The 24,436-nt window shown below is 61.8% G+C and carries 21 protein-coding genes; 13 read left to right on the top strand and 8 right to left on the bottom strand.

The window, feature by feature from the left end:
- Positions 1-44 precede the first annotated feature (44 nt).
- A complete protein-coding gene (locus tag L8F45_RS06440) occupies positions 45-1,052 on the bottom strand; it encodes a ketopantoate reductase family protein (RefSeq protein ID WP_342362057.1) in 1,008 nt (335 codons plus the stop codon).
- Positions 1,053-1,161: 109 nt separating this feature from the next.
- Between L8F45_RS06440 and L8F45_RS06435 the strand changes: the two genes are divergently transcribed.
- From L8F45_RS06435 to L8F45_RS06400, 8 genes are all read left to right on the top strand, one after another.
- Positions 1,162-1,899 carry a GntR family transcriptional regulator gene (locus L8F45_RS06435; protein ID WP_342362056.1) on the top strand — a complete coding sequence of 246 codons (738 nt, stop codon included), beginning with the start codon at positions 1,162-1,164 and terminating at the stop codon, positions 1,897-1,899.
- A 118-nt stretch (positions 1,900-2,017) separates the two neighbouring features.
- Entirely contained in the window at positions 2,018-3,655 is a 1,638-nt protein-coding gene (locus L8F45_RS06430) for an ABC transporter substrate-binding protein (protein WP_342362055.1), read from the top strand.
- 41 nt (positions 3,656-3,696) lie between these two features.
- Positions 3,697-4,638, top strand: a complete 942-nt coding sequence (locus L8F45_RS06425; protein WP_342362054.1) for an ABC transporter permease — start codon at positions 3,697-3,699, stop codon at positions 4,636-4,638.
- Positions 4,635-5,522, top strand: coding sequence for an ABC transporter permease (locus L8F45_RS06420; protein ID WP_342362053.1), 888 nt, complete (start codon positions 4,635-4,637; stop codon positions 5,520-5,522). Before L8F45_RS06425 ends, L8F45_RS06420 begins: the two co-directional genes overlap by 4 nt.
- A gap of 4 nt (positions 5,523-5,526) precedes the next feature.
- Positions 5,527-6,564 carry an ABC transporter ATP-binding protein gene (locus tag L8F45_RS06415; RefSeq protein ID WP_425330013.1) on the top strand — a complete coding sequence of 346 codons (1,038 nt, stop codon included), beginning with the start codon at positions 5,527-5,529 and terminating at the stop codon, positions 6,562-6,564.
- Positions 6,561-7,568 (top strand): ABC transporter ATP-binding protein, encoded by a 1,008-nt coding sequence (locus L8F45_RS06410; protein ID WP_342362051.1) that lies wholly within the window; start codon positions 6,561-6,563, stop codon positions 7,566-7,568. The genes L8F45_RS06415 and L8F45_RS06410 overlap by 4 nt, the downstream gene beginning before the upstream one ends.
- Positions 7,569-7,589: 21 nt before the next feature.
- Positions 7,590-8,348 (top strand): SDR family NAD(P)-dependent oxidoreductase, encoded by a 759-nt coding sequence (locus tag L8F45_RS06405; protein WP_342362050.1) that lies wholly within the window; start codon positions 7,590-7,592, stop codon positions 8,346-8,348.
- Between the two features lie 9 nt (positions 8,349-8,357).
- Positions 8,358-9,284, top strand: coding sequence for a polysaccharide deacetylase family protein (locus L8F45_RS06400; protein ID WP_342362049.1), 927 nt, complete (start codon positions 8,358-8,360; stop codon positions 9,282-9,284).
- Positions 9,285-9,690: 406 nt separating this feature from the next.
- Here L8F45_RS06400 and L8F45_RS06395 read toward each other — a convergent pair whose 3' ends face one another.
- The gene (locus tag L8F45_RS06395) at positions 9,691-10,389 is read right to left on the bottom strand and encodes a hypothetical protein (protein ID WP_342362048.1); all 699 of its coding nucleotides are present in this window, start codon (positions 10,387-10,389) and stop codon (positions 9,691-9,693) included.
- 405 nt (positions 10,390-10,794) lie between these two features.
- Between L8F45_RS06395 and L8F45_RS06390 the strand changes: the two genes are divergently transcribed.
- Positions 10,795-13,158, top strand: a complete 2,364-nt coding sequence (locus tag L8F45_RS06390; RefSeq protein ID WP_342362047.1) for a hypothetical protein — start codon at positions 10,795-10,797, stop codon at positions 13,156-13,158.
- Between the two features lie 20 nt (positions 13,159-13,178).
- Here L8F45_RS06390 and L8F45_RS06385 read toward each other — a convergent pair whose 3' ends face one another.
- Positions 13,179-13,826 (bottom strand): hypothetical protein, encoded by a 648-nt coding sequence (locus tag L8F45_RS06385; protein ID WP_342362046.1) that lies wholly within the window; start codon positions 13,824-13,826, stop codon positions 13,179-13,181.
- 137 nt (positions 13,827-13,963) lie between these two features.
- On the opposite strand from L8F45_RS06385, the gene L8F45_RS06380 reads away from it, so the two are divergent.
- Entirely contained in the window at positions 13,964-14,380 is a 417-nt protein-coding gene (locus L8F45_RS06380; RefSeq protein ID WP_342362045.1) for a hypothetical protein, read from the top strand.
- Between the two features lie 22 nt (positions 14,381-14,402).
- Entirely contained in the window at positions 14,403-14,831 is a 429-nt protein-coding gene (locus L8F45_RS06375) for a DUF6636 domain-containing protein (RefSeq protein ID WP_342362044.1), read from the top strand.
- A gap of 146 nt (positions 14,832-14,977) precedes the next feature.
- Here L8F45_RS06375 and L8F45_RS06370 read toward each other — a convergent pair whose 3' ends face one another.
- On the bottom strand, positions 14,978-16,087 hold the full coding sequence (locus tag L8F45_RS06370; protein ID WP_342362043.1) for a helix-turn-helix transcriptional regulator: 1,110 nt from the start codon (positions 16,085-16,087) through the stop codon (positions 14,978-14,980).
- A 403-nt stretch (positions 16,088-16,490) separates the two neighbouring features.
- On the opposite strand from L8F45_RS06370, the gene L8F45_RS06365 reads away from it, so the two are divergent.
- The gene (locus L8F45_RS06365) at positions 16,491-17,210 is read left to right on the top strand and encodes a mechanosensitive ion channel family protein (protein WP_342362042.1); all 720 of its coding nucleotides are present in this window, start codon (positions 16,491-16,493) and stop codon (positions 17,208-17,210) included.
- A gap of 372 nt (positions 17,211-17,582) precedes the next feature.
- Here the strand turns inward: L8F45_RS06365 and L8F45_RS06360 are convergent, their stop codons facing one another.
- The gene (locus tag L8F45_RS06360; protein ID WP_342362041.1) at positions 17,583-17,978 is read right to left on the bottom strand and encodes an NUDIX hydrolase; all 396 of its coding nucleotides are present in this window, start codon (positions 17,976-17,978) and stop codon (positions 17,583-17,585) included.
- Between the two features lie 416 nt (positions 17,979-18,394).
- Between L8F45_RS06360 and L8F45_RS06355 the strand changes: the two genes are divergently transcribed.
- Positions 18,395-20,062, top strand: a complete 1,668-nt coding sequence (locus L8F45_RS06355; RefSeq protein WP_342362040.1) for a Na/Pi cotransporter family protein — start codon at positions 18,395-18,397, stop codon at positions 20,060-20,062.
- 19 nt (positions 20,063-20,081) lie between these two features.
- Here L8F45_RS06355 and L8F45_RS06350 read toward each other — a convergent pair whose 3' ends face one another.
- From L8F45_RS06350 to L8F45_RS06340, 3 genes are read right to left on the bottom strand one after another with little or no spacing between them, the layout of a single operon-like run.
- Complete coding sequence (locus L8F45_RS06350; RefSeq protein ID WP_342362039.1) at positions 20,082-21,146, bottom strand: ABC transporter ATP-binding protein; 1,065 nt, start codon at positions 21,144-21,146, stop codon at positions 20,082-20,084.
- Between the two features lie 13 nt (positions 21,147-21,159).
- Positions 21,160-23,349 (bottom strand): ABC transporter permease, encoded by a 2,190-nt coding sequence (locus L8F45_RS06345; protein WP_342362038.1) that lies wholly within the window; start codon positions 23,347-23,349, stop codon positions 21,160-21,162.
- A gap of 28 nt (positions 23,350-23,377) precedes the next feature.
- Positions 23,378-24,415 carry an ABC transporter substrate-binding protein gene (locus tag L8F45_RS06340; RefSeq protein WP_342362037.1) on the bottom strand — a complete coding sequence of 346 codons (1,038 nt, stop codon included), beginning with the start codon at positions 24,413-24,415 and terminating at the stop codon, positions 23,378-23,380.
- Positions 24,416-24,436: the final 21 nt, after the last annotated feature.

Below are 24,436 nucleotides of genomic sequence, written 5' to 3'. Positions count from 1 at the left end.
CCCACGAGACGCCATTCAGCAGGCGCCGACCCTCGGCGAATACGCTAACTCGCCAATATCTCTCTATAGAATTCAGCGCCCACAGATCTGGAGCCCGTCTCGATCTCTTTGATCATCGCGACGAGCCGATCGACTTTCGGCGTGGCGACGCCATGCTCTCGCGCGGCTTTCTGGACAGGCGCGAGTTGAGCGGCGACGTCGGTGTGGCGGCGGCGCACCACGATGTCGCGCCACACGCCGCTATGCGACTTCGCCGCCTTGCTGTTGTAGGCGATCAACGCTTGCATCGAGGAATCGATCGCCGCCGCGTGGCCGTTTGAAAAGGCGGCAGGATCAAATCCGTTGAAGCCAAGCGGAATGACGCCGGCGGCTTCGGCCGCGCGGAGCACCTCCTGGATCATGGCGATCGTGCTTGCGCGCCATTCCGGATTGGCGATGAATCCGATAATCGATTCATCCGCGACGGCGGACGCTTTCAGAATGAGGCCATAGGCGGCCTTGCCCCAGAGATAGCCGAAGATGTTGTCGGTCTGGATCGCGTCCGGTTCAAAAATGCGCAGCAAGTCGTGAAGCGACTGGAGGCGCTCACTGAGCGCGCCGTGGAGTTCGCCGACCACGACGGCGCCACGCCCGCCATAGGCGATGCGTCCCGGTTCGAGATAGTCCGCCATGAAGTTGACGAAGGCGCCGATGGTGCGCCCGCGCCCGACGATGTCGGCGATGACGAGCTCGTTCAGCCCGTTCTGACAGGAGACGACGGCGCCGTTCTCAGCGAGATGCGGAGCAAGGCTGCGCGTCGCAGCTTCGGTGTGGTGCGCTTTCACGGCCAGCAGAATGAGCGGAAATGCGCCTTTGACCCCGTCAGGCGTCTTCGCCGCGCCGCCGACGCTGAACGCGTCGATCGGCCCCTCGATCGCCAGGCGCCCGCTGTTGATGGCGTCGACATGCGCCTGTTCGATGTCGACGAAAAGCACCTCCCGACCAGCCCTTGCGAGGTAGGCGCCGATCGTGCCGCCGATCGCCCCGGAGCCCCAGATCACCACGTCCGCCATGCAGCCCATCCCTCGTCGCGCTTCCGCTGCTATCCCATATTGTCATGCAGAAAGCGACGTAGCTGACGATAATCTAGTTGATTATTGTCTGACAATCAGAGACGCTGCGATGATGGCGAACGATACGGACCCCGACTCTTCCTCGCCGGACCGCATTGTCGGCGTCCGCGAACAAGCGGCTGACAGGGTGCGGACTGCGATTGCTTCCGGCGACCTGCTGCCGGGGCAGAGACTCCCCGAGCGCGAGCTTTGCATCCTGACAGGCGCGTCTCGCACGACCGTTCGAGAGGTGGTGCGGCAGCTCGAGACGGAAGGGCTGATCACGACCACGCCGCATCGCGGGCCGACCGTCGCTCTCCTGGAAGAGCGGGAAGCGCGCGAAATCTACGAGTTCCGGGCGTTTCTCGAAGGACAAGCGGGCCGCCTCTTTGTCGAACGGGCAAAACCGGATCTGGTCGCGGCGCTGTCGCAGGCGGTTGATGACATCGGCCATGCTCATGATGTCAGCGACATGGTGGGCGTTATCGCCAATTCGGACCGCTTCTATCGCATCCTTGCCGAAGGCGTCGCCAACCGGCCGCTGAGTCAGGCGCTGCAAACGATTCACAACAGGCTCGCGCTCTTCCGCTTCAGTTCCACACGATGGCCGGGCCGCGCGGCGCAAAGCATGGCGGAGCTGCACAGTATCGCTGACGCCGCCAATGCGCGCGACGCCGCAGCCATGGAGCGCGCCTGCATCCATCATATCGAGGCGGCAGCCGAAATGGCGCTCCTGGTGATTGCCGAAAGAGCGCGCGGCGCTGCAGCCGCGCAGCGCGGCCGCCGCGCGCGGAGCGTCGCGGCATGAAGAAACTCCGTGTGACAGGTGACGGAATCGAGCGACGGTCGCGCGCGATGAAAGCGCAATTGGCGGACGCGCAGAGACGACGCTGAGCGATCGCAGGGTTCGGACGGGAGGCAGGACAATGACGAGAGATCACGAACAGAAACAGGGATTTCTCGTCGCTCGTCGCGCGCTTCTCAAGTCTGCGGGCGCGATCATAGGCGCCGCCGGCCTGCCTTCTCTTTCCGCTCTCGCGAAGCAGGCGGGCGTGATGCGCGTCGGGCTCGGCTCGCGCGACATGGGCTCGCTGCATCCGCATGTCGCGACCGGTTCGAACGACACGCCCATCATCGATTCCGTGTTCAGCGGACTGCTCCGCTATGCGTCGCCGCGAGTCGCGATCGACGGCATCGAGCCCGATCTCGCCGAGCGCTGGGAAGCGTCAAGCGACCACAAGACCTATACGTTTCATCTGCGCAAAGGCGCGAAATGGCACAAGGGTTACGGCGAGGTCACGTCCGAGGACGTCAAATATTCGCTCGCCTGGGTGCGCGAGAATCCGCAATCCACTTTCAAGCCGCTCTACGGCAATATCGAGCGCGTTGAGACACCCGACCCCTACACGGTCGTCATCTCGTTGAAGAATGTCGATCCTGTCTTTCCCATCGCTGTCGCCAACTGGCAGGGCGGCTATATGATCTGCAAGAAGGCGTCGGAAGAGCTGGGCGACAAATACAAGAATCAACCCATCGGCTCCGGCCCCTTCCAGTTCGAATCCTACCGCCCGAAAGACAATGTCACGCTGTCAGCGAACCCCGATTATTATTTCGGCAAGCCGAAACTCGATCGCGTGATCTTTTCCTACATCCCCGATGAAACTTCGCGCCGCTTCGCTTTCGTCCAGCAGGAAGTCGACGTGATTCAGGGACAGGCGAGCGAGGAATGGCTGGCCGAAATCCAGAAATCGACGCCGGGCGGCGCCATCGTCGACCTGCTCGGACCGAGCCGCGTCACCGCAATCCACATGAAGAAGAGCGTGAAGCCGCTCGATAATCTCGACGTGCGCAAGGCTATCGCGCACGCGATCAACCGCGACGATTATGTGCAGTTCTTCGGGCGCGTGTTCCAGCCGAGCTTCACCGCGATTCCGGCCGACTACTTCGGAACGATGCCGCAGGACCGCATCCCGAAGGAACTGATCTATGAATTCGATCCGGACAAGTCCAAAGCGTTGCTGAAGAGCGCCGGCTTTGCAGGCGGATTCAAGCTCGAGACGGTCGTCAGCGAACGGAGCGACTATTTGAACCTCGCCCAGATCGCGCGCGAGCAGCTTGCCGCAGTCGGAATCGATCTCAAGCTCAATGTGATGGATCATGGCTCCTGGATCGCCGCGATCATCAAGGAGAAGAAGGGTTCGCTTGTCTGGTCGACCGCCTCGCGCTTCCCCAGCGCCGAGTTGATCCTGCGCGAATTCTGGCTGTGCTCCGCCGACGTCACCAAGCCAAGCGGCGTTCAGGGCTTCGCCGAATACTGCAACCCGACGTTCGATTCGACCTATCAGGCCGGCATTGAATCCTTCGATCCCGCAATACGCGCCAAAAATTTCCAGGAAGCGCAGCTCATCGAACTCAAGGATGTCCCCTCAGTGCCGCTTGGCGGACTGACCACGCCAACGTTGCGGCAGGGATATGTCGATCTCGGATACAAGGTGGAGAAGGACAAGCCCTTCCTCAGCCTTCCCTACATGTATCACCTCAACCATCTGACTTCGGTGGGCTGACAAGCAGCCTCGAACACGCCGCTAACCGCCTGCCGCCCCAAATGCTGAGGCTCATCCTCACGCGCCTTGTCTTCATGGCGCTCGCCATTTTCACGGTGCTCACTGCGCTGTTCTTCGGCGTCCGCCTCGGCCGCGGCGATCCGACGATCGCGATCCAAGGAACCTATGCGACGGCCGAGAGTCTCGCCCGGCTCAGCGAGGCGCTTGGTCTGGATAAGCCGCTGTGGCGGCAATATCTGATCTATCTCGAACATCTCTCGCGCGGCGATCTCAGCCTTTCGATCCAGAACGGCCAGCCTGTTCTCGACCAGATCCTGCAGGTCGCGCCCTACACTTTCGACCTCACTGTGTCCGGACTGATCATCGGGCTTGTTCTCGGCGTGCCGCTGGGATTCCTCGCTGCGGTGCGCCGCAACGCAATTCCCGATCATCTCATTCGCTTCGTAACATTGAGCGGCATTTCGATCCCGCCCTTCATCATGGGCTACTTGCTGATCATCGTGTTCGTGGTTGGGCTCGGGCTGCTGCCGGTCGCTGGCGGCGGTAATCTCGGCGACGCTGGCGATCGCCTCCGCCATCTCGTGATGCCGGCGCTTTCGCTCGGCCTCATCATGACGTCCTACATCACGCGTCTGACGCGGACGACGGTTCTCGAAATCCTGTCACGCGACTTCGTTCGCACGGGCCGCGCGAAGGGCCTGAGCCAGCGCGTGATCCTCACCCGCTATGTGCTACGGCTGTCGCTGGTCACGATCGTCACGCTGGTCGGCCTTTACGCCACCATCACTGTAGGCAGTTCTGTCGTCATCGAGGTCGTTTTCAGCCGGCCCGGCGTCGGCCAGTTGATCGTCGGCGCGATCACCCAGAGCGATTATCCCGTCGTGCAAGGCGCGGTGATCTTCTACGCCGCTTTCGTCTGCCTCGTGAACCTTCTGGTCGACGTCACCTACGCGCTGATCGATCCCAGGATCAGCTACGCATGACGGCCGTCGATCATCAGGCCGCGGCCAATCCCTCGCGCAGCGCTCTGCGCAACGCCGCGCGCTTCATCTGCCAGCTTCCGCTGACGGCCAAGATCGGGGGCGTCATGGTCACGATCGTGGTCTTTGTCGCGGTCTTCGCGCCTTTGCTGATCACGCGCAGCCCGACCGCGCAATCCATGGTTCGACGCAATCGCGGATTCTCGGCCGATTACTGGCTTGGAACGGACAGCTTCGGCCGCGATGTCTACAGCCGCCTTGTCATGGGCGCGCGCTATACGCTGTCGATCAGCTTCAGCGCGCTTCTCATATCCGCCGCGCTCGGCGCGTTCATCGGTCTGCTCGCAGCCTATAATCGCGGCGGGCGGCTTGATCTCTTCGTCACCTGGGCGGTCGACGTCGTGATGACATTTCCAACGCTGATCCTCGGCGTCGTCGCAGTCGCGATCTTCGGGCCTGGCATGGTCAATGTCGGCCTTGCCATCGGCATCGCTTTTCTGCCGCGGCTGACGCGCATGGCGCGCGGTGTCGCTCTCTCCATCATCGCGAACGAATATGTCGAGGCGGCGCGCGCGATTGGCGCAAGTCGCACGCGCATCATCCTGCGGCATCTCGCGCCGAATGTCGCGAGCGAAATGGCCGCCATCACGACACTATGGCTCGGCACGGCGATCGAGGTCGAGACGAGCCTGTCATTCCTCGGCCTCGGCGCGCAGCCGCCGACGCCGAGCTGGGGGCTGATGATCAAGGAAGGGATCGGCACGCTCTACGTCAATCCGTGGCCGTCGCTGCTGCCGGTGCTGGCGATCCTGTTCGTGATCTTCGGCCTCAACATGCTGGTCGACGGAGTCCAGGAGGCGACGAATCCTCATGCCAGGGACCGCTGACGCGATGGTCGCCGAGGCAATCGCATCACCGGACGAGGTGGAGACGCCGCTGCTTGAGGTCGACGGGCTGACGACATGGCTCAATCTGAGATCGGGCCGCGTGCGAGCCATCGAAGACCTGTCATTTTCGCTGAGCCGCGGCGAGAGTCTTGCAATCGTCGGTGAGTCCGGCTGCGGCAAAAGCGTCACCGCTCTCTCGATCATGCGGCTCCTCCCCGCGCCGCCGGCGCAAATCGAGGCGCGCGCGCTACGCTTTGAAAGCCGCGAGCTTCTGTCGCTTCCCGAGGCCGGGATGCGCGCCGTCCGCGGCCGCGACATGGCGATGATCTTTCAGGAGCCGATGAGCTCGCTTCACCCGCTTCTGCGGACAAGCAAGCAGCTCACGGAAACCATGACCGCGCACACCGCGATGTCGAAAGGCGAAATCGCCGCGCGCGCCATAGAACTCCTAAAGCTCGTGCGAATTCCAGATCCTGAATTGCGGCTGCGCGAATATCCGCACAATCTTTCGGGCGGCATGCGCCAGCGCGTGATGATCGCGATGGCGCTTGCCTGCAATCCCAAGCTGCTCATCGCCGATGAGCCGACCACGGCGCTCGACGTCACCATTCAGGCGCAGATCCTCGATCTCATCCGCGAACTTCGCGCGCAGTTCGGCATGGCGATCCTGCTCATCACCCATGACATGGGCGTTGTCGCCGAGAATGCCGACCGCGTCATTGTGATGTATGCGGGGCGCATCACCGAACAGGCGCCGGTCGCCGATCTCTTCGCGCAACCCCTTCATCCCTACACCGCAGGGTTGATGGCCTCGATCCCGCGCATAGATCCCAACGCGGAAGATCACGGGCGGCGGCGGCTCAATGAGATTCCGGGCCTTGTCCCATCCCTGCAGGAACGTCCGGCGCATTGCGCATTCGCGCCGCGCTGCCCGCTCGCGATCGATCGCTGCCGGCAGGTCCAGCCGCCTCTGGAGGAAAAGCGCCGCGGCCATTACGCTGCATGCTGGCGATCCGATGAAATGATGCGAGGCGCAGCGTGACGACAGACACGCCGCCACCGCCGAGCGCTCCGCTGCTCGAAGTTTCGGAACTGAAGAAGCATTTCCCCGTGCGGAAAGGATTGCTCAGGCGCACCGTGGGCCAGGTCCATGCGGTGGATGGAATCTCGTTTTCGATCGGGCGCGGCGAAACGCTCAGCGTCGTCGGCGAAAGCGGCTGCGGCAAGTCGACCACAGGCCGCCTTGTCATGAAGCTGATGGAGCCGACCGCCGGCGCAATCCGCTTTGACGGCGAAGACGTGACTGCGCTCGACGTGGCGCAAGCTCAACATCTGCGACGGCGCATGCAGATCATCTTTCAGGACCCCTATTCCTCGCTCAATCCGCGCCAGAGCGCTGGCTCCATCGTGGCCGAGCCCATGGTGATTCATCGCACGCAATCCGGCACCGCCATCAATGATCGAGTCGAGATGCTGTTCAGGCGCGTCGGCTTGCGCGCCGACGACATGCGCAAGCTGCCGGCGGCCTTCTCCGGCGGTCAGCGGCAGCGCATTGGCATCGCGCGTGCGCTCGCGCTCAATCCGGAGCTGATCGTCTGCGATGAGCCGGTGTCGGCGCTGGACGTTTCAATCCAGGCGCAGGTCGTCAATCTACTTATGGATTTGCAGGATGAATTCGGCCTGTCCTACCTGTTCATCGCGCATGATCTGGCGGTGGTCCATCACATCAGCCACCGCGTCGCGGTGATGTATCTCGGCCGCATTGTGGAGCTGGCGGATCGGCGCAGCCTGTTCCGCGATCCCCTGCATCCTTACACGCAGGCGCTCCTCTCGGCGATTCCGCGCCCCGCGCCATCAGCGAAGCGCGCCGATCGCGCCGTGCTCAGCGGCGACCTCCCAAGCCCGGTCAACCCGCCGAGCGGCTGCCGCTTTCACACCCGCTGCCCGCTCGCAATGCCGCGTTGCCGGGTGGACGACCCAACGCTCCGCGAGGTGAGACCGGGTCATTGGGCCGCATGCCATCTCCATGACGTCGAAGCCAGTTAGGAAGAAGGAGAGCAGACCGCGATGACGACTGAACAGAGGAAAGTCGCGCTTGTCACGGGCGGCGCGCGGGGCATCGGCCGCGCCTGTGTGAAAGCGCTCGCGCGATCCGGATTCGATATTGCGATCGTCGATCTCCTGGTCGAGGAGGCGCAGCGGACGGCCGGAGAGATTCGCGAGATCGGACGGGACGTCGTGACATTCGAAGCTGACGTGACCGACTTCGCCCGGGCGCAGCAGATCGCCCAGGAGGTGAAGGCGCGCTTCAGCCGCATCGATTTCCTGCTCAATGACGCCGGCAAGGGCCAGCCCAAGGGCATCCTCGAAATCACCGAAGAGGAATTCGATCGCACGATCGATATCAACCTGAAGAGTTGCTTCAACTATATTCGCGCCGTCGCGCCGACGATGCTTGAGCAGGGCGCGGGACGCATCGCCTCGATGTCCTCACTCAACGCGTTCTCGGGCGGCGTCACAGCGGCCGTCAGCCGCTTCTCCTACGCCGCGGCGAAAGCGGGCATCCTCGGCATGACGCGCGCGCTCGCCAAGGAGCTTGGTCCCGCCATTCATATCAACGCCATCTGCCCCGGTCTGATCGAGACCGAGCTTGGCAACGCCGTCACGCGCTCGCGCGGTCCACAGATCGCCGCTAACGACATCGCGCTCAGGCGCCTCGGCAAGCCCGACGACATCGCACAACTCGTCGTCTTTCTCGCCGCATCCGAACCCTGCTTCATCACCGGTCAGGCCTTCACGGTCGACGGTTTCCACTACAACTGCTGAGGACTTGGCATGAGCGCTCAAACCTCCACCGAAAAGCCGTGGCAATTGCGAGAGGACACATGGCGTCGCATCGTCAACCATGTCCGCGCGGGCCGCTCGTTGAAGCCGGCGGCGTGGAAGAATGGCGCGCGCTTCGCGGTCGCGCTGTCCTTCGACAGCGACCACGAAACGATTGAGTTGCGGAATGGCGGCAAATCCTATTCGCGGATCAGTCAGGGACAGTATGGCGCGCGCGCCGGCATGCCGCGCATCCTCAATCTTCTCAACCGTCATGACGTGCCCGCGACGTTCTTCATGCCTGCGGTTTCGGCGCTGATCAACGACGCCGAAGTCAAGCAAGTCATGGATCACGGCCATGAGCTCGCGATCCATAGCTGGATCCATGAGTTCAATTCGCAGCTCGATTACGAGACCGAACTCGATCTGTCGCAACGGGCCAGCGATGTGCTGGAGAAGCTTTCGGGTAAGCGCCCGGTCGGCATGCGCACGGCGTCATGGGACTTCAGCCCGCATACGCTGAAAGTCATCCGCAAGCTGGGCCTGCTCTATGACTCTTCGCTCATGGCCGATGACGAAGCTTACGAACTCCTCGACGAAGGCGAACCGACAGGCGTCGTCGAACTGCCGGTCGAATGGATTCGCGACGACGCGGTCTATTTCAACATGGACCGCATGGCGTCGCTCCGTCCCTATGGCGGCCCGGCCATGGTGCTCGACATCTTTCTGCGCGAGCTCGACGTCGCCGCAGAGGAAGGCGGCCTCTATGTGCTGACGATGCATCCCCACCACAGCGGCCATCGTTCGCGCATCGGCATTCTCGACGAGGTGATCCGGGCCGCCAAGGCGAAGGGAGGCGCCTGGTTCGCAACACATGCAGAAATAGCTCAATATTGCGCCTCGGAGGCCAAGCTTCAACGCGCTGGCATCGCGGGCTAAGGCGTGGGAATTTTCTCGAACTTCGATTGCGAAGGCGCAAAACTTCAGCATTTAGATGAAACGTCATTGCGTCTTGCCTGTAGCGCGGCACAAGTCCGGCCGATCGGGCGTGCGCCTATTTTCCTTCGATATGCGATTGAGCGGCAAGGCGCGATGAATCGCCCTTCGCATTCGTTCTCCAGACCAGACGCTGGCGCCGCGACCACATTCGTCGCTTGGCAGACCAGTTGATCAGATCGGAACGGCGTCCTTGAACACCTGAGCCCCCGGAAAATCATCGGATCGCTTTGCCAGACGAGCCGCAGCCAAAGAGTTTAAGCGATCGCGTCGGCGCACACTTGAAAAATAAGAGCGGCCGGCGGGTCGAATTCGTCCGCGCATCGTCAGACCCGCGAACTTCGCCGGATCAATGCTGCGTTGAAATTTCGATATCAGCGAACCGTCCGTTCTCGATTTTGAGGGTCTTCGCGCCTGTACGATTGGTCGCGATCCCCGAGAATGACCCGGAAATTCGGTTCTTCGCGGCATCGAAGGAGATGATCGTGAGCTTTCCCGTGAGAACGAAGCTGTTCGCCATGATGTCGGGGTCCAGTTGGTTAGGCGTGTAGCTTCCATAGCTCGCTCCTCGGCTCACCAAATCATATGCGCCGATGTAACTGCCCGCCTGCGCCAGGCCGAGATTGAATCCAAAGCGCGACGGCGGGTTAGTTCCAGCGAACAGATTCAGGTTGAGCGCCGGCTTGTTGGTGATGACTGTCGCAACCGCCAGCGCGCGATCAGCGGTCCAGGGCGCGCCGTCAATGGCCGCGCTACCCGGTCCAAGCGCAGCCCCGGACGAGGCTGGCTTCGCTGGCTCCGTTCGCGGTGCTGGCTCAACCGGTTTTCCCGGATCCGCAGGCTTGGCTGTGCTCGCCGCTGGCTTGAACGCCATCGAGAGCTTCTGCTGGATCGCCGGCGCGCCAATGACCTTGCGGTCGGGACGACCGTTGCAGTGGATCGAGATGATTGTGTAGTCGCCACTCTTTTCGAGGACGAGCTTGTCGTCCGCGCGATGCGATCCGTCGCATTCCAATGTGCCGGATAAGTCCTCGTTGTTCTTCACCACCACGGTCTTGCCGAGATGAGCCCGCTTGGGGATGACGAAATTTGTGGCTGGAACAGGCCGGAGCGGAGTGACTTTCGCAAGCTCGACATCGATCTTCGGGCTGAGAACGATCGCCATCGGTTGACCGGCCGCCTGTGGAGCCGGCGCGGCCTGCGGCGCAGGCGCCGTTTGCGCGAGGGCCGTCGGCGCGATTAGCGCCGCTGCGAGCATGAAGGCGCATCTCGTCGCGCACGAGAATGAAATCGGCACAGCCTGCATCAACCCGCTCTTCATGAATCCGCCGTTCAAGGCTGATCGGCGCATCCTAGCGCGTTTGGGTGTCCCGACCTCTCCCAAATGGGAGAGGTGAAGCCGGCCGTCGCTCCGTTAGCTTCATCGACGGTCCACCGCGAGGGGAGACAGCCGATGCGCTTGTTCCAACGCCCGTCCGGCATAGCCGAACAAGGCCGATCGCGGATTGCGCCTCCTGTTCCGGGACGGTTGCTCACTCTGGCCTTGTCTGTCGCCATTTCCGCGCCGGCCATGGCGCAAATCCAACCCGCCAAACCGGTGACGCCTCCGATCGCCCAAGCGCAGACAAGACCCGCCGTTCAACCGAGTGCGCCGCGCGCCGAAGATATCTTCGACGAGAACGCGCTCGACAACTGCCTCAAGCTTTTCCAGGCCTATAAGGCGGACGACAAGGGAGGCAGGCTGCTGGTGCGTTTCACGGGCGGGCGTTATCGCTGCCGTATCCATCATCCGCGACGTGTCGCCTCGAACCAAGCCAACGTCCTGGCCAAGCCCGCGCTGGCGCGAAAACTTTCGCCAGCCCGGCCAACAGAGTTGCGCTACTGGCGCTATCAGAACGAGCAGAAGCTCGACGGCCAGGTCGTGGTTCCCCAAAAGTCTGAATACCTTGCAACCGCGACCATCAGTCCGTCGGATCAAAGCGTTTTCACATTCGTATTCGATACGGCCGGCATGCCGGATTTCCAGAACGCCGTGGTGCAGCTCAATGGGCTTGAGGAACCAAAGGTTTTTCCGACCGGCAGCCAGCAACCATCTTCTCAAGAAGACCCCTGCAAGGATTGGGATCATCCGACGGCGCCGATCGCCCAATTCACCGTTCCGGTGACGCCTGCGCAGGACGCCGCACTTTCTCCGACCCATCGTCAAGTGAAAGTCGACATCGGCAAAACTCTACGCGGCATTCCAAACCACACCTCGCAATATGTTTCGGTGCGTCTCGTACCCATCACCACCAGGAAAGGCGTGGGCCCAATCTGTCTGAATGGTCCCGCCACCAATACAGTCGCTCTCACGGCGGCCATGGAGGACGTGACGCAGAACATTAAAGAAGCTCAGAAGAAACAGAGCGACTATGATGCCGAACGCAACGCGGCCACTGGGCCAGATGGCAAGACAGGGAGCCCCATCACCGTCGAGGTGGCGACCTTCCTGCCGGAATTCATTAGCGCGCCTTACAGCTATCTCGATGAATTGGTGACCATCGTCACTGTCCATTCCGACAATTTCCCTGACGGTCTGCAGGATTTTCCGATCGGCTGCGCCTTCAACGTCCAGGAATACCTTTCTGTCGGGCCGCCCAAGCATTGGTACGATCCGGTGGTTGAAGTCCTCGACGCTTACGCGCAGCTTTATTCGATAATGGAGCACTCGGTCGCCAATCTGGTGGTCGCGATCGTAACTGTCGGTCAGTGCGAGCCGAGCAACCCCATCGATGGAAGCGGCGGCACGCACTCCAAATTCTGCGACGCGGCCAATTCTGTGACCTTTATCGCGGTCCAATACGCGGCGACGTTGGTCGGGCTGCCGCCTTCGTTACCGACTGCTTCGAGCCTGACAAACGACGGGTTGACCTGGGCGGCGACGCAGGCCGTTGACTACGGGCTTTCCTACATTCCAGGAGGCGGCGCGGCAGGCGCGGCCGCCAGCTCCGCAACGGAAGCGGCCGTCGAGGCAGGCGCAGAAGCGGCCCTCGCCGTAGCCGTCGCTCAGGCGCGAGAGCTTATGATCGAGAAAGTCCGAGATGGCATGTTTAAAGCATTGAAGCTCAACGGATGCTATTTCCAGAAGGATCCAACTGATGGATCGTCGAATAAGGCGTGGCCATCGTCGGCTGGTCCCGACCCTTCCGCCTGGCGTCAGGACAAGGCTTCCGGCTGCTACACCTCCTACACGGAAATTTATAGCGTCGGAACGAAGAACTTCGCCTATTATCCGCGCGATGCGATCATCTACCTCCGCGTGAAGAAAAACCCGCACGGCATCAACATATCAAAAAACGTCAATATCGAGCTTGATCTTGGCGACTATTATAACGCCCATGCCGGATCCCCCTTTGCGGTTGACCATCGCAAGATCTTGCCGATCCACGTCGATGAGCTACCGCCCGAAGGCGCCCTTATCCCGGTTACGCTTTATCGCAGCTATGCGAAGTTCGTCGACGCAGCGCGAGCCAACTGCGTCAACTGTCTCGACGTGGATCAGGCGGAGGACGCCTGGCTTCATCAGGCGTATGAAACCGGCGTGAAGTCGCGTGTGAAAATTTCTTCCGAATATGTCTGGACGGACTCTACGCTGCGCCCCGATGGGACAACGGGTATTGGCCGCGCGACCGCAAGCTGGTTGGACCAGGGACTCGCGATCAACAAAGACGACGCCTTCGGCAACTATAGCTTCCGCAATAGCGTGACGCCTGCCTTGGCGCCGGCTTGTCCAGGTTTCATCGCATCGAAGTTCGGGACCACATATGTTGGTCAGTAGTGAGACTGCCGGGAATGCGCTCAAGCCTCGCTCTCTGTGCGCAGCCAGAGGAAATAATGCACGGTGCAGCGCTGATAGACGAGGCAAAGCTGACGCTCGACGCGCACGATCCGATCGCCGACGAAGAAGACGCGGGCGCGCTGTCCCTCCTTTAACGAACGTGAGGCGGCGATTAACGGATAAGGCGTGCCCGGATCGATCTGTCGATAGCTGAAATGTTGCGGTCCGATGTCGAAATATTCAATCAGGCCGCTGCTATTGCCTCGTCGGCCCAGCTTGGAGACCACGCCTTCAACGACTTGCGGATGGTCGTTATTCCGCAAGTTGAGAATGATATTGAAAGCCGTTGTGAATCGATAAGCGGCGAAGGCGAATATCAACATTCCCAAGGCGACGCCCCAGCGCCAGCGCGGCGCCATCACCAGCACGAATGCGAGGATAGTCATGGCAAGCAATTGCAGCAAGGGCAAGAGATAACGCCAGAAAAACCGAGGTCGCAGGAACGGTTGGATTACCTGCGCGATGTTCTGCGATAGCGTAGCCGTTTCGAGGCTTTGTGGACGAAATCTCGAAAATAGAAACAGCGCGATGACGATAAGGCCGAGCGGCATGCCCTCCCAGTTGCCGGGAAGAGCGGAGTCGATGTCGAAAAGCGTCTCGAATTGCATGGAAACCAATGGTGCGTGCAACCGGCGAGAGGTCGCATCTCCCAGATGGGAGAGGTCGCCGCGTTCGCAACTCGCTAGTCATGAATAGGAAGGGATGACCGCCGATGAAAGCATGGTCGCAGGCGCTCTGGTTGGGAATGGCGGGCTGCAGCGTAGCCTTTGCGCAGACCGCTCATATCTCGCTCTGGCTATTGGGGGATATGACGCTGCGCATGGAATCGCGTGACGCGGACCGGACGCTGCTCGTCGAAAAGCTCCCTGCTTCGAAAGCTCGCGCACTTGGAATTTCGGCCGGGGCCACTCTATGGCAAGGCAGCCGCAAGGGCGATCGGCTGATCGGCGAAGCATTTTCCTACAAGGCCAATTGCCCGCCATTGCGCTATGAAGCGACGGGCAACGCGAAGCTCGACGCCAGGGGGCGCCTCGTTCTCACAGGGTTGGAGCCATCACGCGCTGCCAACGGATGCGAGCGCGGACCGACGTCAGCCGACCGCGCCACCTCATGGACACTGACTCTCAAGGGAAAACCGACGGATTTCAAAGATGAGGAATAGTCTTGAGCGTCGTGCGCTCTCCGTGTTCATCGCCGGATGTTTCGCTTTAACTGGCGGCGCATCGTCTGTGGCGCAGAATTTAACGAAGGCGCCAATCGCGGCCGATCAATATGGCGGCTTCAACTTCACGGTGCCATCGAACAATATCGAATGCATCTATACCCCGGCCGGCGGAACGCCGACCTATAAGCCGCCCAAAAATGAAGCAGAGTTGTCGTGCGATCGCGCGCAACCCACTTATCTTCACTTTGGCCTCGGCGCGCATGGTCCGGCGGTGATGATCGAGAATCCGGGCGAACAACCGTGCTGCAGCGACGCGCCGGTGCTTGCCTATGGCGGCACCTGGAAACAAACGCCCTTCACCTGCTCGTCCGAGCAAGCCGGTTTGACCTGCAAGCGAGATGATGGCCATGGCTTTTTCATCAGTAGAGCCAAGGCGAACACGTTTTGAGGCAATTTCGTTATTCCGGGCCCGCTGTCGGCGACGCCTGACTGAGAGCATTCGCCGCCAAACGAGAAGCCTGCCCGGCAACCGAGGATTGGTCGCCTCAACGTCGCCGGGTCAGTTCGACATCTGCTCCGCCGCTGCGGCGCTTTCTATCGTTGCGGGGCCATATATGGCCGCAGCGTTGCAACCAAACCGGTCTGACCTCCCGTCCCTGTCTTGGCAAAAATCTGCTTGAGATAAAAACGGACAGTCTGCTCCGTCAGGCCGATAGTCCTGCTGATCTCCAGCGGACCACGGCCCCGCGCCAGCAGCGCTGCGATCTCGCTCTCGCGAGGCGTCAAATGATAAATATCTTCGACGGCGCGCCGGTCAAGATCAGCGCAAGCGCCAGTTCGCCGAATGAAGACGGCAAGCTGAGGAGCCGAAACGCCGGGCATCGTTAAATCGAATCCAATCAGCGACATGACGTCGATGATCAACCACCCGCCCGATTGCGTCGGTTCCTCTCCATACAGACGCCGGCTTGCGCGGCTTGGATCAGCCCGCAGTTCGCAAATGACATCCCTCAGGCGAAGCCGGCGGTCCGCGCCGACGCGCTCGACCACTCGCGCTTGCAGCAACCAAGCAGAAGGATCAAGGAGCAAACGCAGAGCGCTGGCGTTGGCGAAATCCACCGCGCCCGAGCCTCCCACCAGCAAGACGCCGTCGTCCAGGCGGTCGAGCGCCTTCGACAATCCCAACGCGCGCTCTTCCGCCAGCTTCAGCCGGCTGTGCAATGTAAAGACTGAGGCAAGATGCGGGATGATGCGGCTGAGCCGCGTCGCCTCGTGGTCGGTATACTCTCCTGCCTTGCGAGGCCGGCAGAACGTCAGTTGCCAAATGGAGGGCGCCGCTTCTTGCTGCAGCGTCAAGCTGTAGAAGCCGCCCGATGGCCTCACGATCTCGTTGTAAAAGTCGCTTCGCTCGAATTGGTCATCGCGAATGATCTCTCCTTGAAGAACAGGTCGGTTGCGTGGCATCACATATTGATAAGGCTTCCAGAGCGCCCAGCTTCTCGGCGAACCAAATCTTTCAATGTCATCCTCTCCCAGCCCGACCGTTTGCATGAAAGGCGGCGCATCGGCGGATGGAAACGCCATGAAGTGGGCGTGGCCCGCACGCATTATCTGAGCCATTCCGGCGATTGCGGCTGTCCAAGCGTCTGGATCGCCCACGGCGCGGTACAGCAATTCGAGCAACGCGAGATCGCTAGCGTCCACCCCCTGCCTCCGCAGCCTGGCCCACGCAATGGTGTGATTGGAAGTCGATCTCGTCAATCTGCGCCAGGCCGAAGTCGGCGAGACGCAATCTACGCTCGGCGAAGTGGACTGGAATTGACCCGCCTCTATGATTTTTCACGGCTTGAACGGGTTAGCCGCGCCCATTGCTGCAGGTGTCGGCTTTTGAGAACGATTTTGGGCCAATGAGCGACGGCTTAGGGCGCTTTCCAATCGTCCTTGCGTTCGGCTTCGACCTCATAGGTCTTTCCCCATGTCTTGGACTTCGCCCCGAACTTCGGCATCGGCGCCGATCCGGCCTTCGCCCCCGCGACCCGTTGGCCTGATAGTGGATGAGGATTCAGCACCTCCTCCCGGCGCGACGCGACTGGCGACGCTCGCGCCCTTGTTCCGGATCGCGGCCGGTGTCGGCATCGCGATCATCGCGGCCCTTCTCGTTTTGACGGAGCTTGGCGTCAACATCACGCCGCTCATCGCCGGCGCGTCGGTTTTGGGACTGGCGGTCTCCTTCGGCAGCCAAACGCTCGTCAAGGATATCGTCTCGGGTATGTTCTATCTCGCTGATGACGCCTTCCGCGTCGGCGAATACATCGATTGCGGCAAGGCCAAAGGAACCGTCGAGGGTTTTACGCTGCGATCGATCAAACTTCGACACCAAAACGGTCAGGTTCACACGATCCCCTTTGGGCAGCTCGGCCAGATCACAAATTTCAGCCGTGACTGGGCCACCGTAAAATTCAACCTTCGCCTCGCTCGCGACGCGGATCTTGAGAAAGTACGGAAGGCCGTGAAGAAAGTCGGTCTCGCGATGCTTGAAGATCCCGAAGTCAAGGATGAGTTCCTTGCCCCCGTCAAACTGCAGGGAATTGCGGATATCGCCGATAACGCGCTGGTCGTCCGCGTAAAGTTTACCGTGAAACCCCAGAATCCAAGTTTCATTCAACGCCTTGCGATGAAGCGCATCGTCCAGGCTTTCTCGGAAAACGGCATCGAGTTCGCGAGTTCAACGGTCGCGGTGCAGACGATCGGCGCAAACGCTGACGTAGCCGCTGCCGGCGCGGCGGCGGCGCGCGCTCGCAACGCTGACGTCGCGGCTGCAGCATAACGATCCACGCCGTTCCGTCATACATCGCCATCTCACCGCAATGCCCCATAACAGCTTGCGCAAGCCAACTGGCGTGACCGATATCCGGATCGGGCTGATTGAGAGATTGTTGCGCGAGCTGCGCCTGCTCGGCCGATCCTGGCGCGATGACCGCCGCCGGCGCTGACAATCGGTAGTTCAACGCCAAATGCTGTCATGCGTTTCGCATCGCGCTCTCCCATGCGCGGCGTTAGCGCATAGTTCGTAAGATCAATCGCGCAAAGGAAGCGTCGAGCAAGCCGCTTGCCTCAGGATTGGAGGAGATGACTGCTTCTGGAAAATTCGCCTTCGCACAAAGGAGCTGATCGCCGCGGCCTCTGGCGCCAAGCGCAGCTATTCCAGCAGAGCGTCGTTGGATCGCTTGATTTTGCCTTCCGCGCCGCGAGATTCCTGCCTGTCCACAAACTCGCGGATCAGCGTTTTCAGCCTTGGCTCATCAAGCAGCAGGATGGCGTCTTCGGCAGTCAACCAGGCCATCTCACGTTGACCTTTCTCGAGCCACTTCCTGGCTTGCCGCGTCACCCTGAGCGGGAAGAGATCAACTTCGACGAGCTTGAAGGCGCGGCTCATTCTCTTCCAGTAGAGAAATACCCCAAGCGGTCGGCGCGAGATCTTGCCGCGAACGCCCGCTTCTTCGAAAGCCTCCAACGCCGCCGCATCGTGATCGCGGAGTTTTTTCATCGGCCAGCCCTTGGGAATCACGAAACGCTTCGTGCCGCGCGACGTCATCACAAGAAACTTGAGAGCGCCTTTTCTGGTGCGCTTGTAGGGAAGCGCCGCGACCTGCCGCGCCTCGGCCTCCGCCGGCTTTCTACCCTTCCGCGCTTTCTTCTCCTTCGCCATCGAGCGAACGCGTTCCCTCGGTTTCCGCGCAGATGCGCCGGCCAATCGCAATCAAACGACGCCTCAGCGAGGCCTTCGGACGCCGATCTTGCTTCAATGCGGACTGCCTGAACGAATCTTCGCCGGCGTCAGTACGGAAGGCGGGGCGCCGGACGGCGTTTTCGCACGCCATTGAAAAGCCGGCAAACTAAATTTATACTTCGCCGATCCGGCTTGCGCCGGCGTTCGTGATTCACCAGCGAGACAGCCGTCGCGGCAGGCCCGGCTTCGATCGCGGGACAAGCGGAGGAACGACTGAAGGAATGAGTTTGTTCAAGACGCTGCTCGATTTCTGCGGCTTCGTCGCGCTTCTCCTCTGGGGAGCCCATATGGTGCAGACCGGCGTGCAGCGCGCCTTCGGCGCCCGCTTGCGGGCGATGCTGGGATCAGCGCTCGGCAATCGCCTTTACGCCTTCGGGGCCGGCGTCGGCGTCACGGCGGCCCTCCAGAGCAGCACCGCAACCGGATTGATGACTGCGGGGTTCGCCGCCGCCGGGCTTGTCGAACTCGCTCCGGCTCTGGCGGTGATGCTTGGCGCGAATGTCGGAACGACTCTGATCGTCCAGGCCTTCTCGTTCGATGTGGCGGCAGTCGCGCCGGTGCTTGTGCTGATCGGCGTCGTGATCTTCAGGCGAGACTCCCGATCACAGTTTCATGACCTCGGTCGCGTCTTCATCGGCGTCGGGCTGATGCTGCTGGCGCTTCATCATCTTCTCGATGCGATGACGCCAATTGCCGACATGTCCGGCGTGAGAGCGGCGCTTCGCGTGCTGTCATCCAATCCCGTTCTATTGGTTTGCGTCGGCGCGGGCGTGGCCTGGGCGGCGCATTCCAGCGTCGCCGTCGTGCTCCTCGTCATGTCGCTGGCGGCGAAAGGCGTGGTCGCGCCGGAGGCGGCGTTTGCGCTGGCGCTCGGCGCCAATCTGGGGACAGCGATCAATCCGGTCACGGAAACGGTCAGCGGCGCGAACAACCCCGCCGCCAAGCGACTGCCTTTCGGAAATCTGTTCAACCGCGTGATCGGCGTCGCGCTGGCTCTCGCCGCCATGCCGCTGATCTCCCAGGCGATGTCAGCCATCGATCCGGACCCCGCCCGCGCGGTCGCCAATTTTCATACGCTCTTCAACGTCACGCTGGCGATCCTGTTTCTGCCGGCGCTCGACCTCTACGCAGCGTCGTTGCGGAAGCTGTTTCCCGATCAGCCCGATCCGGCAGACCCGGCGCGTCCGCTTTATCTCGATCATGGCGCCAAGGAGACGCCCTTCGTCGCGTTGGGAGGCGCGGCGCGGGAGGCGCTTCGGATCGTTGACGTGCTCGATGAAATGTTGCGCGGTGCGCGCGGCGCGCTCATCGACGGCGACCGCCGCTCAATGGTCGTCACCCGCCGGCTCGATGACGTCGTCGACAAGCTCAATCTGGCGGTGAAGACCTTCGTCGCCTCGCTCGATCCCGCCGACATGAGCGACGCAGACAAACGGCGCGTCGACGAGATTCTCGCCTTCATCACCAATCTCGAACAGGCCGCCGATGTCGTCGATCGCAACCTGCTGCCCCATGCGGCCAAGCGCTTCAAGCGCGGCCTGGCCTTCTCGAAAGCGGATCAGGACGAGTTGACGACAATGATCGACAGGCTGATCGCCAATCTGCGAACGGCCGCGTCCCTGTTCGTCACCGAGGATCAGCGCGCGGCGCTCAAACTCGCCGAGGAGAAGGTCGCTTTTCGCGCCGCCGAGGCCGCTGCGCGCGAGGCGCATTTCACCCAGCTCCGCCAGGGCAAACGCGACAGCGCGCAATCAAGCGCGCTGCATCTCGATCTCCTGCGCGACATCAAGCTGATCAACTCCCATGTCGTCGCGGCGGCGGCTTATCCAGTGCTGGAGCGGACCGGCGGCTTGCTGGAGAGCCGCATCGCAGCTTCGCCGGCGACATAGGGCTGACGCCGACGCTCCGTCAGCTCGGCAGGATGATCACGCCACCCGCGTCGAATCCGACGAACACATCGGAGCCCACGACGAACGGCTGCTTCACACGCTTGTCGACGACGAACAGCTCGATCGCGCCCACCGCGATTGTGTATTCCATATGTTTCCCGAGATAGGCCGCGTGCTTGACCGTTCCGGCGAGCGCATCAGGCGCCGCGGACGTAGAGAGATGGATCGCGTCCGGACGCACGCCGAGCTTCGCCGCGCCCGGCTTTGCGCCGCGGCTCGGCAGGTCGAGGCTGGCGGATTGAAGCCTCGCGCGGGCGCGACCATCCGAAACCGATGCGATGTCCACATCGAGGATGTTGGAATCACCAATGAAATCGGCGACGAACAGGCTCGCCGGCTCCTCATAGAGTTCGCGCGGCGATCCGCTTTGCGCGATCCGCGCATTCGACATGACGATCACACGATCGGAAACGGCGAGCGCCTCTTCCTGATCGTGCGTGACATAGGCCACTGTCAGATTGAGATCGCGCTGCAGTCGGCGAATATCCTCGCGCACGCGGCGGCGGAGTTTAGCATCAAGATTTGAAAGCGGCTCATCGAACAGCAGCACCTGCGGCTCAAGAACCAGCGCGCGAGCGACCGCGACGCGCTGCTGCTGGCCGCCCGATAATTCCGAGGGCATGCGGGTTTCGTAGCCCTTGAGGCCAACGAGGCCGAGCTTTTCGATCGCCATCTCGCGCGCTTTCGCCTTGGGCTGCCCGCTGACCGTCGGGCCGTAGGCGACATTGTCGAGAACCGACATGTGCGGGAAAAGCGCGTAGCTCTGGAACACCATGCTGACGTCGCGTTCGGACGCCGAGAGATTGGTGACGTCGCGCCCGCCAATGATGATCTGCCCCTCGCTCGCCATTTCGAGGCCCGCAATCAGGCGCAGCGTCGTCGTCTTGCCACAACCCGACGGCCCGAGCAGCGTCACCAGCGTTCCCGGCTCGATGGTGAAGGACACGTCGGCGACGGCGGTGACGCCGCCATAGCGTTTCGACACGTTGCGGAATTCGACGGAAGCGGGGCCGCTGCGGCTCATCAGTGACTTCCTTTCAACCCGCGCCGACGACGAACTCGTTGCTCTGGCGGCGGCCAAGCCGACGCTCGCCTACCACGAGCTGAATAAGCCCGATCGCCATGATCATGATGACGATGAGCGCAGATGAATATGCGATGGCGAGCCCGAATTCACCGGCTTCCACGCGGCCGACGATATAGCTCGTCGCCAGATTATATTCGGCCGACACAAGGAAGATCACGGCGCTCACCGCTGTCATGGCGCGCACGAAGGAATAGACCAGCGACGCAATGATCGCCGGCCGCAGCAGCGGCAACACGACCTTGCGCAAGGTCGTGAAGGAGCGCGCGCCGAGCGTAAGCGACGCCTCGTCCAGCGACTTGTCGAGTTGAGACAACCCGGCGATTCCCGAACGCACGCCGACGGGCATATTGCGGAAAACGAAGCAGATGATGAGGATCAACCCGCCGCCCGTCAGTTCGATCGGCGGAATGTTAAACGCGAGAATGTAGCTCACGCCGACGACAGTGCCGGGAATCGCGAAGGACAGCATCGTTCCGAATTCGAAGGCGCGCTGTCCGGCGAAGCGGTTGCGTGTGAGAAGCCACGCCGTGAGGATGCCGATCACGGCGGTCAGCGGCGCCGAGACGCCGGCGACTTCAAGCGTCGTGATGAGCGAATTCCAGGCGGAGCCGGAAAAGAACAGGCCGCGCTCGGTCTGCTCGACGCGGAATGCGGTGAGATAATGTTCGAGCGTCGGCGTGTAGTCGCGTCCCATGGTGCGCACGAAGCCGCCGACAAGAATGATGAGGTAGATGACGACGGTCAGGATCGCCCACGGAATCGCCGTGGCGTAGCTCGCGATGGCGACGCCTTTCGGCAGCGGTTGCGGCAGGCCCGTATCCCCCTTGCCGGTGACAGTCGTGTAGCTCTTCTTTCCAAGCCAGAAATTCTGCAGCCAGAAGGCCGCCAGCGTGAAGGCGAGCAAAATGATCGCAAGCACCGCCGCGCGGCCGGGATCGACGGCGGCGCCGACGACGGCGAAGAAAATCTTGGTCGACAGCACCTCGAAATTTCCGCCGAGCACGAGCGGATTGCCGAAGTCGGCCATGCTCTCGACAAAGCCGAGAAGGAATGCGTTGGCGAGACCCGGCCGCATCAGCGGCCACGTCACCGTGCGAAACGCGGTCCAGCGCGTCGCCCGCAAGGTCTGCGTCGCCTCTTCAAGAGCAGGGCTGATGCCCTGCACCACGCCGATCAGCACAAGGAAGGAGATCGGCGTGAAGGCGAGAAGCTGCGCGATCAGCACGCCGGGCAGTCCATAGATCCAGCGCGAACGCGGAATCTCGAACCAATCGGAAAGGAAGGCGCTGACGACGCCGGAGCGGCCGAACAAAAGGATCAGCGCAAGGCCGATCACGAAGGGCGGCGTGATGATCGGCAGCACCGTCAGCACGCGCAGGACGCCCTTGGCGCGGAAACCCGTGCGCGTCACGATCAACGCAAAGGCGAGCCCGAGCGCCGTCGACAGCACGCCGACAAGAATCGCGAGGAAAAGCGTGTTCCAGGCCACGCCGCAGCGCGCGCCGCCGCCGAGGCAATCAAGGCCCCATACTGAATTGTCAAAAAGCTTGCCGAGGAATTCGAGCGGGGCGAGCCGGCTCGACAGATCGAGGAACGCGCTTTGCAACACCGCCACGACGGGCATGAACACGAACACCGCGATCAGTGCGATGATGGCGCCGATCGACGTTACGATGAACACGTCGCCGCGACAGAAGCCACGATAAGCAAGGCCGTGACAGAGCATGACAAGGAAGGCGGACGCCGTCACGAACGCGCCAAGCCCCATGCCCGCCTGCTTCGGCCCTTCGCTTCCGAGGATCGCCTTGATCCAGTCGAATCCGTAGCCGCGATGACGGATCGCGAATCCTTCGATGATCATCAATGCGAGCCCGGCGACGCCCGCCCAGACAAGCATCGGCGAGAGGCGCGCGTCATCCTTTTTGAGAGAGAGCGCAAAGAGCGAAACAAGGATCGGCGCGAGGATCGGCAACAACCACCACTCGCTGGACAGCCCGAGCGCCAGCGCCGACCCGGCGCGGCCGAAGGGATAGCCGCCCCACGTCGCGAGACTGAGCAAACTGTCTTCGGTCATGTGCCAGGGCGCGAGCACATACGCTGTCGCGCCCGCGAGAATGGCCCCTCTCGTCGAACTGTTCATTCCCCGGCGACCCGCCCCCTCACGACCACTACTTCGGCAGCGATTTCACGCCCGACTCAAACCGCTTGAGCAGACGCGATCGCTCGACAGGCGTTCCCCACCTGGCAGTGTCGTAGTCGATCAATTTGAACTGCGCGAAATCCGGCCCTTCCGCCGACACGGTCGTCGTCGTGTTGGACGGAATAGAGAAAATCCTGAGCTTCGTATTGATCTCCTGCGCATCCGGCGAGAGCGCGAAATCGATGAACTTCTTCGCAGCGTCGGGATTCTTCGCCCCCTTGATCATTGACACGGCGCCGGTCTCGTAGCCTGTGCCTTCGCACGGAGCGACGGCCTTGATCGGAGCGCCCTGCAGCATCTGCGTGTACATGTCGTGGATGAACCCGATTGAGACCGCAGTCTCGCCCGTCGTCACGGCCTTGAGCGGAGCGATGCCCGATTTGGTGTATTGATTGACGTTCCTGTGCAGCGCCTTGAGAAATTCAAAGCCCTTCTCCTCGCCAAGGCGTTGAATGGTGGTCGCGAGGAACACGTAGGCCGTCCCCGACGAAGCGGGGTCCGCCACCTGCACTTCATCCTTCAGCCTGGCGTCGAGCAGGTCAGCCCAGCACTTCGGCTCGGGGATTCCACGCTTCTTGAGAACGTCCGTGTTGTAGGCGACTCCCAGCGCGCCGAGATAGATCGCCGACGTCCTGTACCCGGTCTTCTCGGTGAACGCTTTCGCCCAATCGCGAAGCTGCCCCGCAACTGGCGAGCGATATTCTTCCAGCAGACTCTCGCCGCCGGCCTGAAGGTGGGATTCGCCGGGTCCGCCCCACCAGACGTCGCCTTTGGGGTTAGAAGCCTCGGCCTTCACCTGCGCGTAGACTTCGCCTGTGCTCTTGCGGATCATCGAGACCTTGATCCCGGTCTTCCGTTCGAAGATCGCCGCGCCCTCGCGGCACTGCTCCTCGAGAATCGAGCAATAGACAGTGACCTGCCCTTGCGCTGACGCCGCCTGATGTGACGCCGCCAGCGCCGCGCCGCAAACAAGCGCGGCGCGGACCCATGTCCGTTCAAAGTTCATGATCATCGCTCCTGCGGAAGG

It is taken from the genome of Terrirubrum flagellatum (assembly GCF_022059845.1).
Classification (GTDB): Bacteria; Pseudomonadota; Alphaproteobacteria; order Rhizobiales; family Beijerinckiaceae; genus Terrirubrum; species Terrirubrum flagellatum.
This window is presented reverse-complemented; position numbering and strand designations above follow the sequence as displayed.

What these genes read in the sequence shown, in the direction of transcription:
- L8F45_RS06440 (WP_342362057.1), bottom strand. Translation starts at nt 1,052, where the DNA reads ATGGCGGACGTGGTGATCTGGGGCTCCGGGGCGATCGGCGGCACGATC.
- L8F45_RS06345 (WP_342362038.1), bottom strand. Translation starts at nt 23,349, where the DNA reads ATGAACAGTTCGACGAGAGGGGCCATTCTCGCGGGCGCGACAGCGTAT.
- L8F45_RS06385 (WP_342362046.1), bottom strand. Translation starts at nt 13,826, where the DNA reads ATGCAATTCGAGACGCTTTTCGACATCGACTCCGCTCTTCCCGGCAAC.
- L8F45_RS06380 (WP_342362045.1), top strand. Translation starts at nt 13,964, where the DNA reads ATGGCGGGCTGCAGCGTAGCCTTTGCGCAGACCGCTCATATCTCGCTC.
- L8F45_RS06420 (WP_342362053.1), top strand. Translation starts at nt 4,635, where the DNA reads ATGACGGCCGTCGATCATCAGGCCGCGGCCAATCCCTCGCGCAGCGCT.
- L8F45_RS06405 (WP_342362050.1), top strand. Translation starts at nt 7,590, where the DNA reads ATGACGACTGAACAGAGGAAAGTCGCGCTTGTCACGGGCGGCGCGCGG.
- L8F45_RS06360 (WP_342362041.1), bottom strand. Translation starts at nt 17,978, where the DNA reads ATGACGTCGCGCGGCACGAAGCGTTTCGTGATTCCCAAGGGCTGGCCG.
- L8F45_RS06400 (WP_342362049.1), top strand. Translation starts at nt 8,358, where the DNA reads ATGAGCGCTCAAACCTCCACCGAAAAGCCGTGGCAATTGCGAGAGGAC.
- L8F45_RS06415 (WP_425330013.1), top strand. Translation starts at nt 5,527, where the DNA reads ATGGTCGCCGAGGCAATCGCATCACCGGACGAGGTGGAGACGCCGCTG.
- L8F45_RS06430 (WP_342362055.1), top strand. Translation starts at nt 2,018, where the DNA reads ATGACGAGAGATCACGAACAGAAACAGGGATTTCTCGTCGCTCGTCGC.
- L8F45_RS06390 (WP_342362047.1), top strand. Translation starts at nt 10,795, where the DNA reads ATGCGCTTGTTCCAACGCCCGTCCGGCATAGCCGAACAAGGCCGATCG.
- L8F45_RS06425 (WP_342362054.1), top strand. Translation starts at nt 3,697, where the DNA reads ATGCTGAGGCTCATCCTCACGCGCCTTGTCTTCATGGCGCTCGCCATT.
- L8F45_RS06350 (WP_342362039.1), bottom strand. Translation starts at nt 21,146, where the DNA reads ATGAGCCGCAGCGGCCCCGCTTCCGTCGAATTCCGCAACGTGTCGAAA.
- L8F45_RS06355 (WP_342362040.1), top strand. Translation starts at nt 18,395, where the DNA reads ATGAGTTTGTTCAAGACGCTGCTCGATTTCTGCGGCTTCGTCGCGCTT.
- L8F45_RS06340 (WP_342362037.1), bottom strand. Translation starts at nt 24,415, where the DNA reads ATGAACTTTGAACGGACATGGGTCCGCGCCGCGCTTGTTTGCGGCGCG.
- L8F45_RS06435 (WP_342362056.1), top strand. Translation starts at nt 1,162, where the DNA reads ATGATGGCGAACGATACGGACCCCGACTCTTCCTCGCCGGACCGCATT.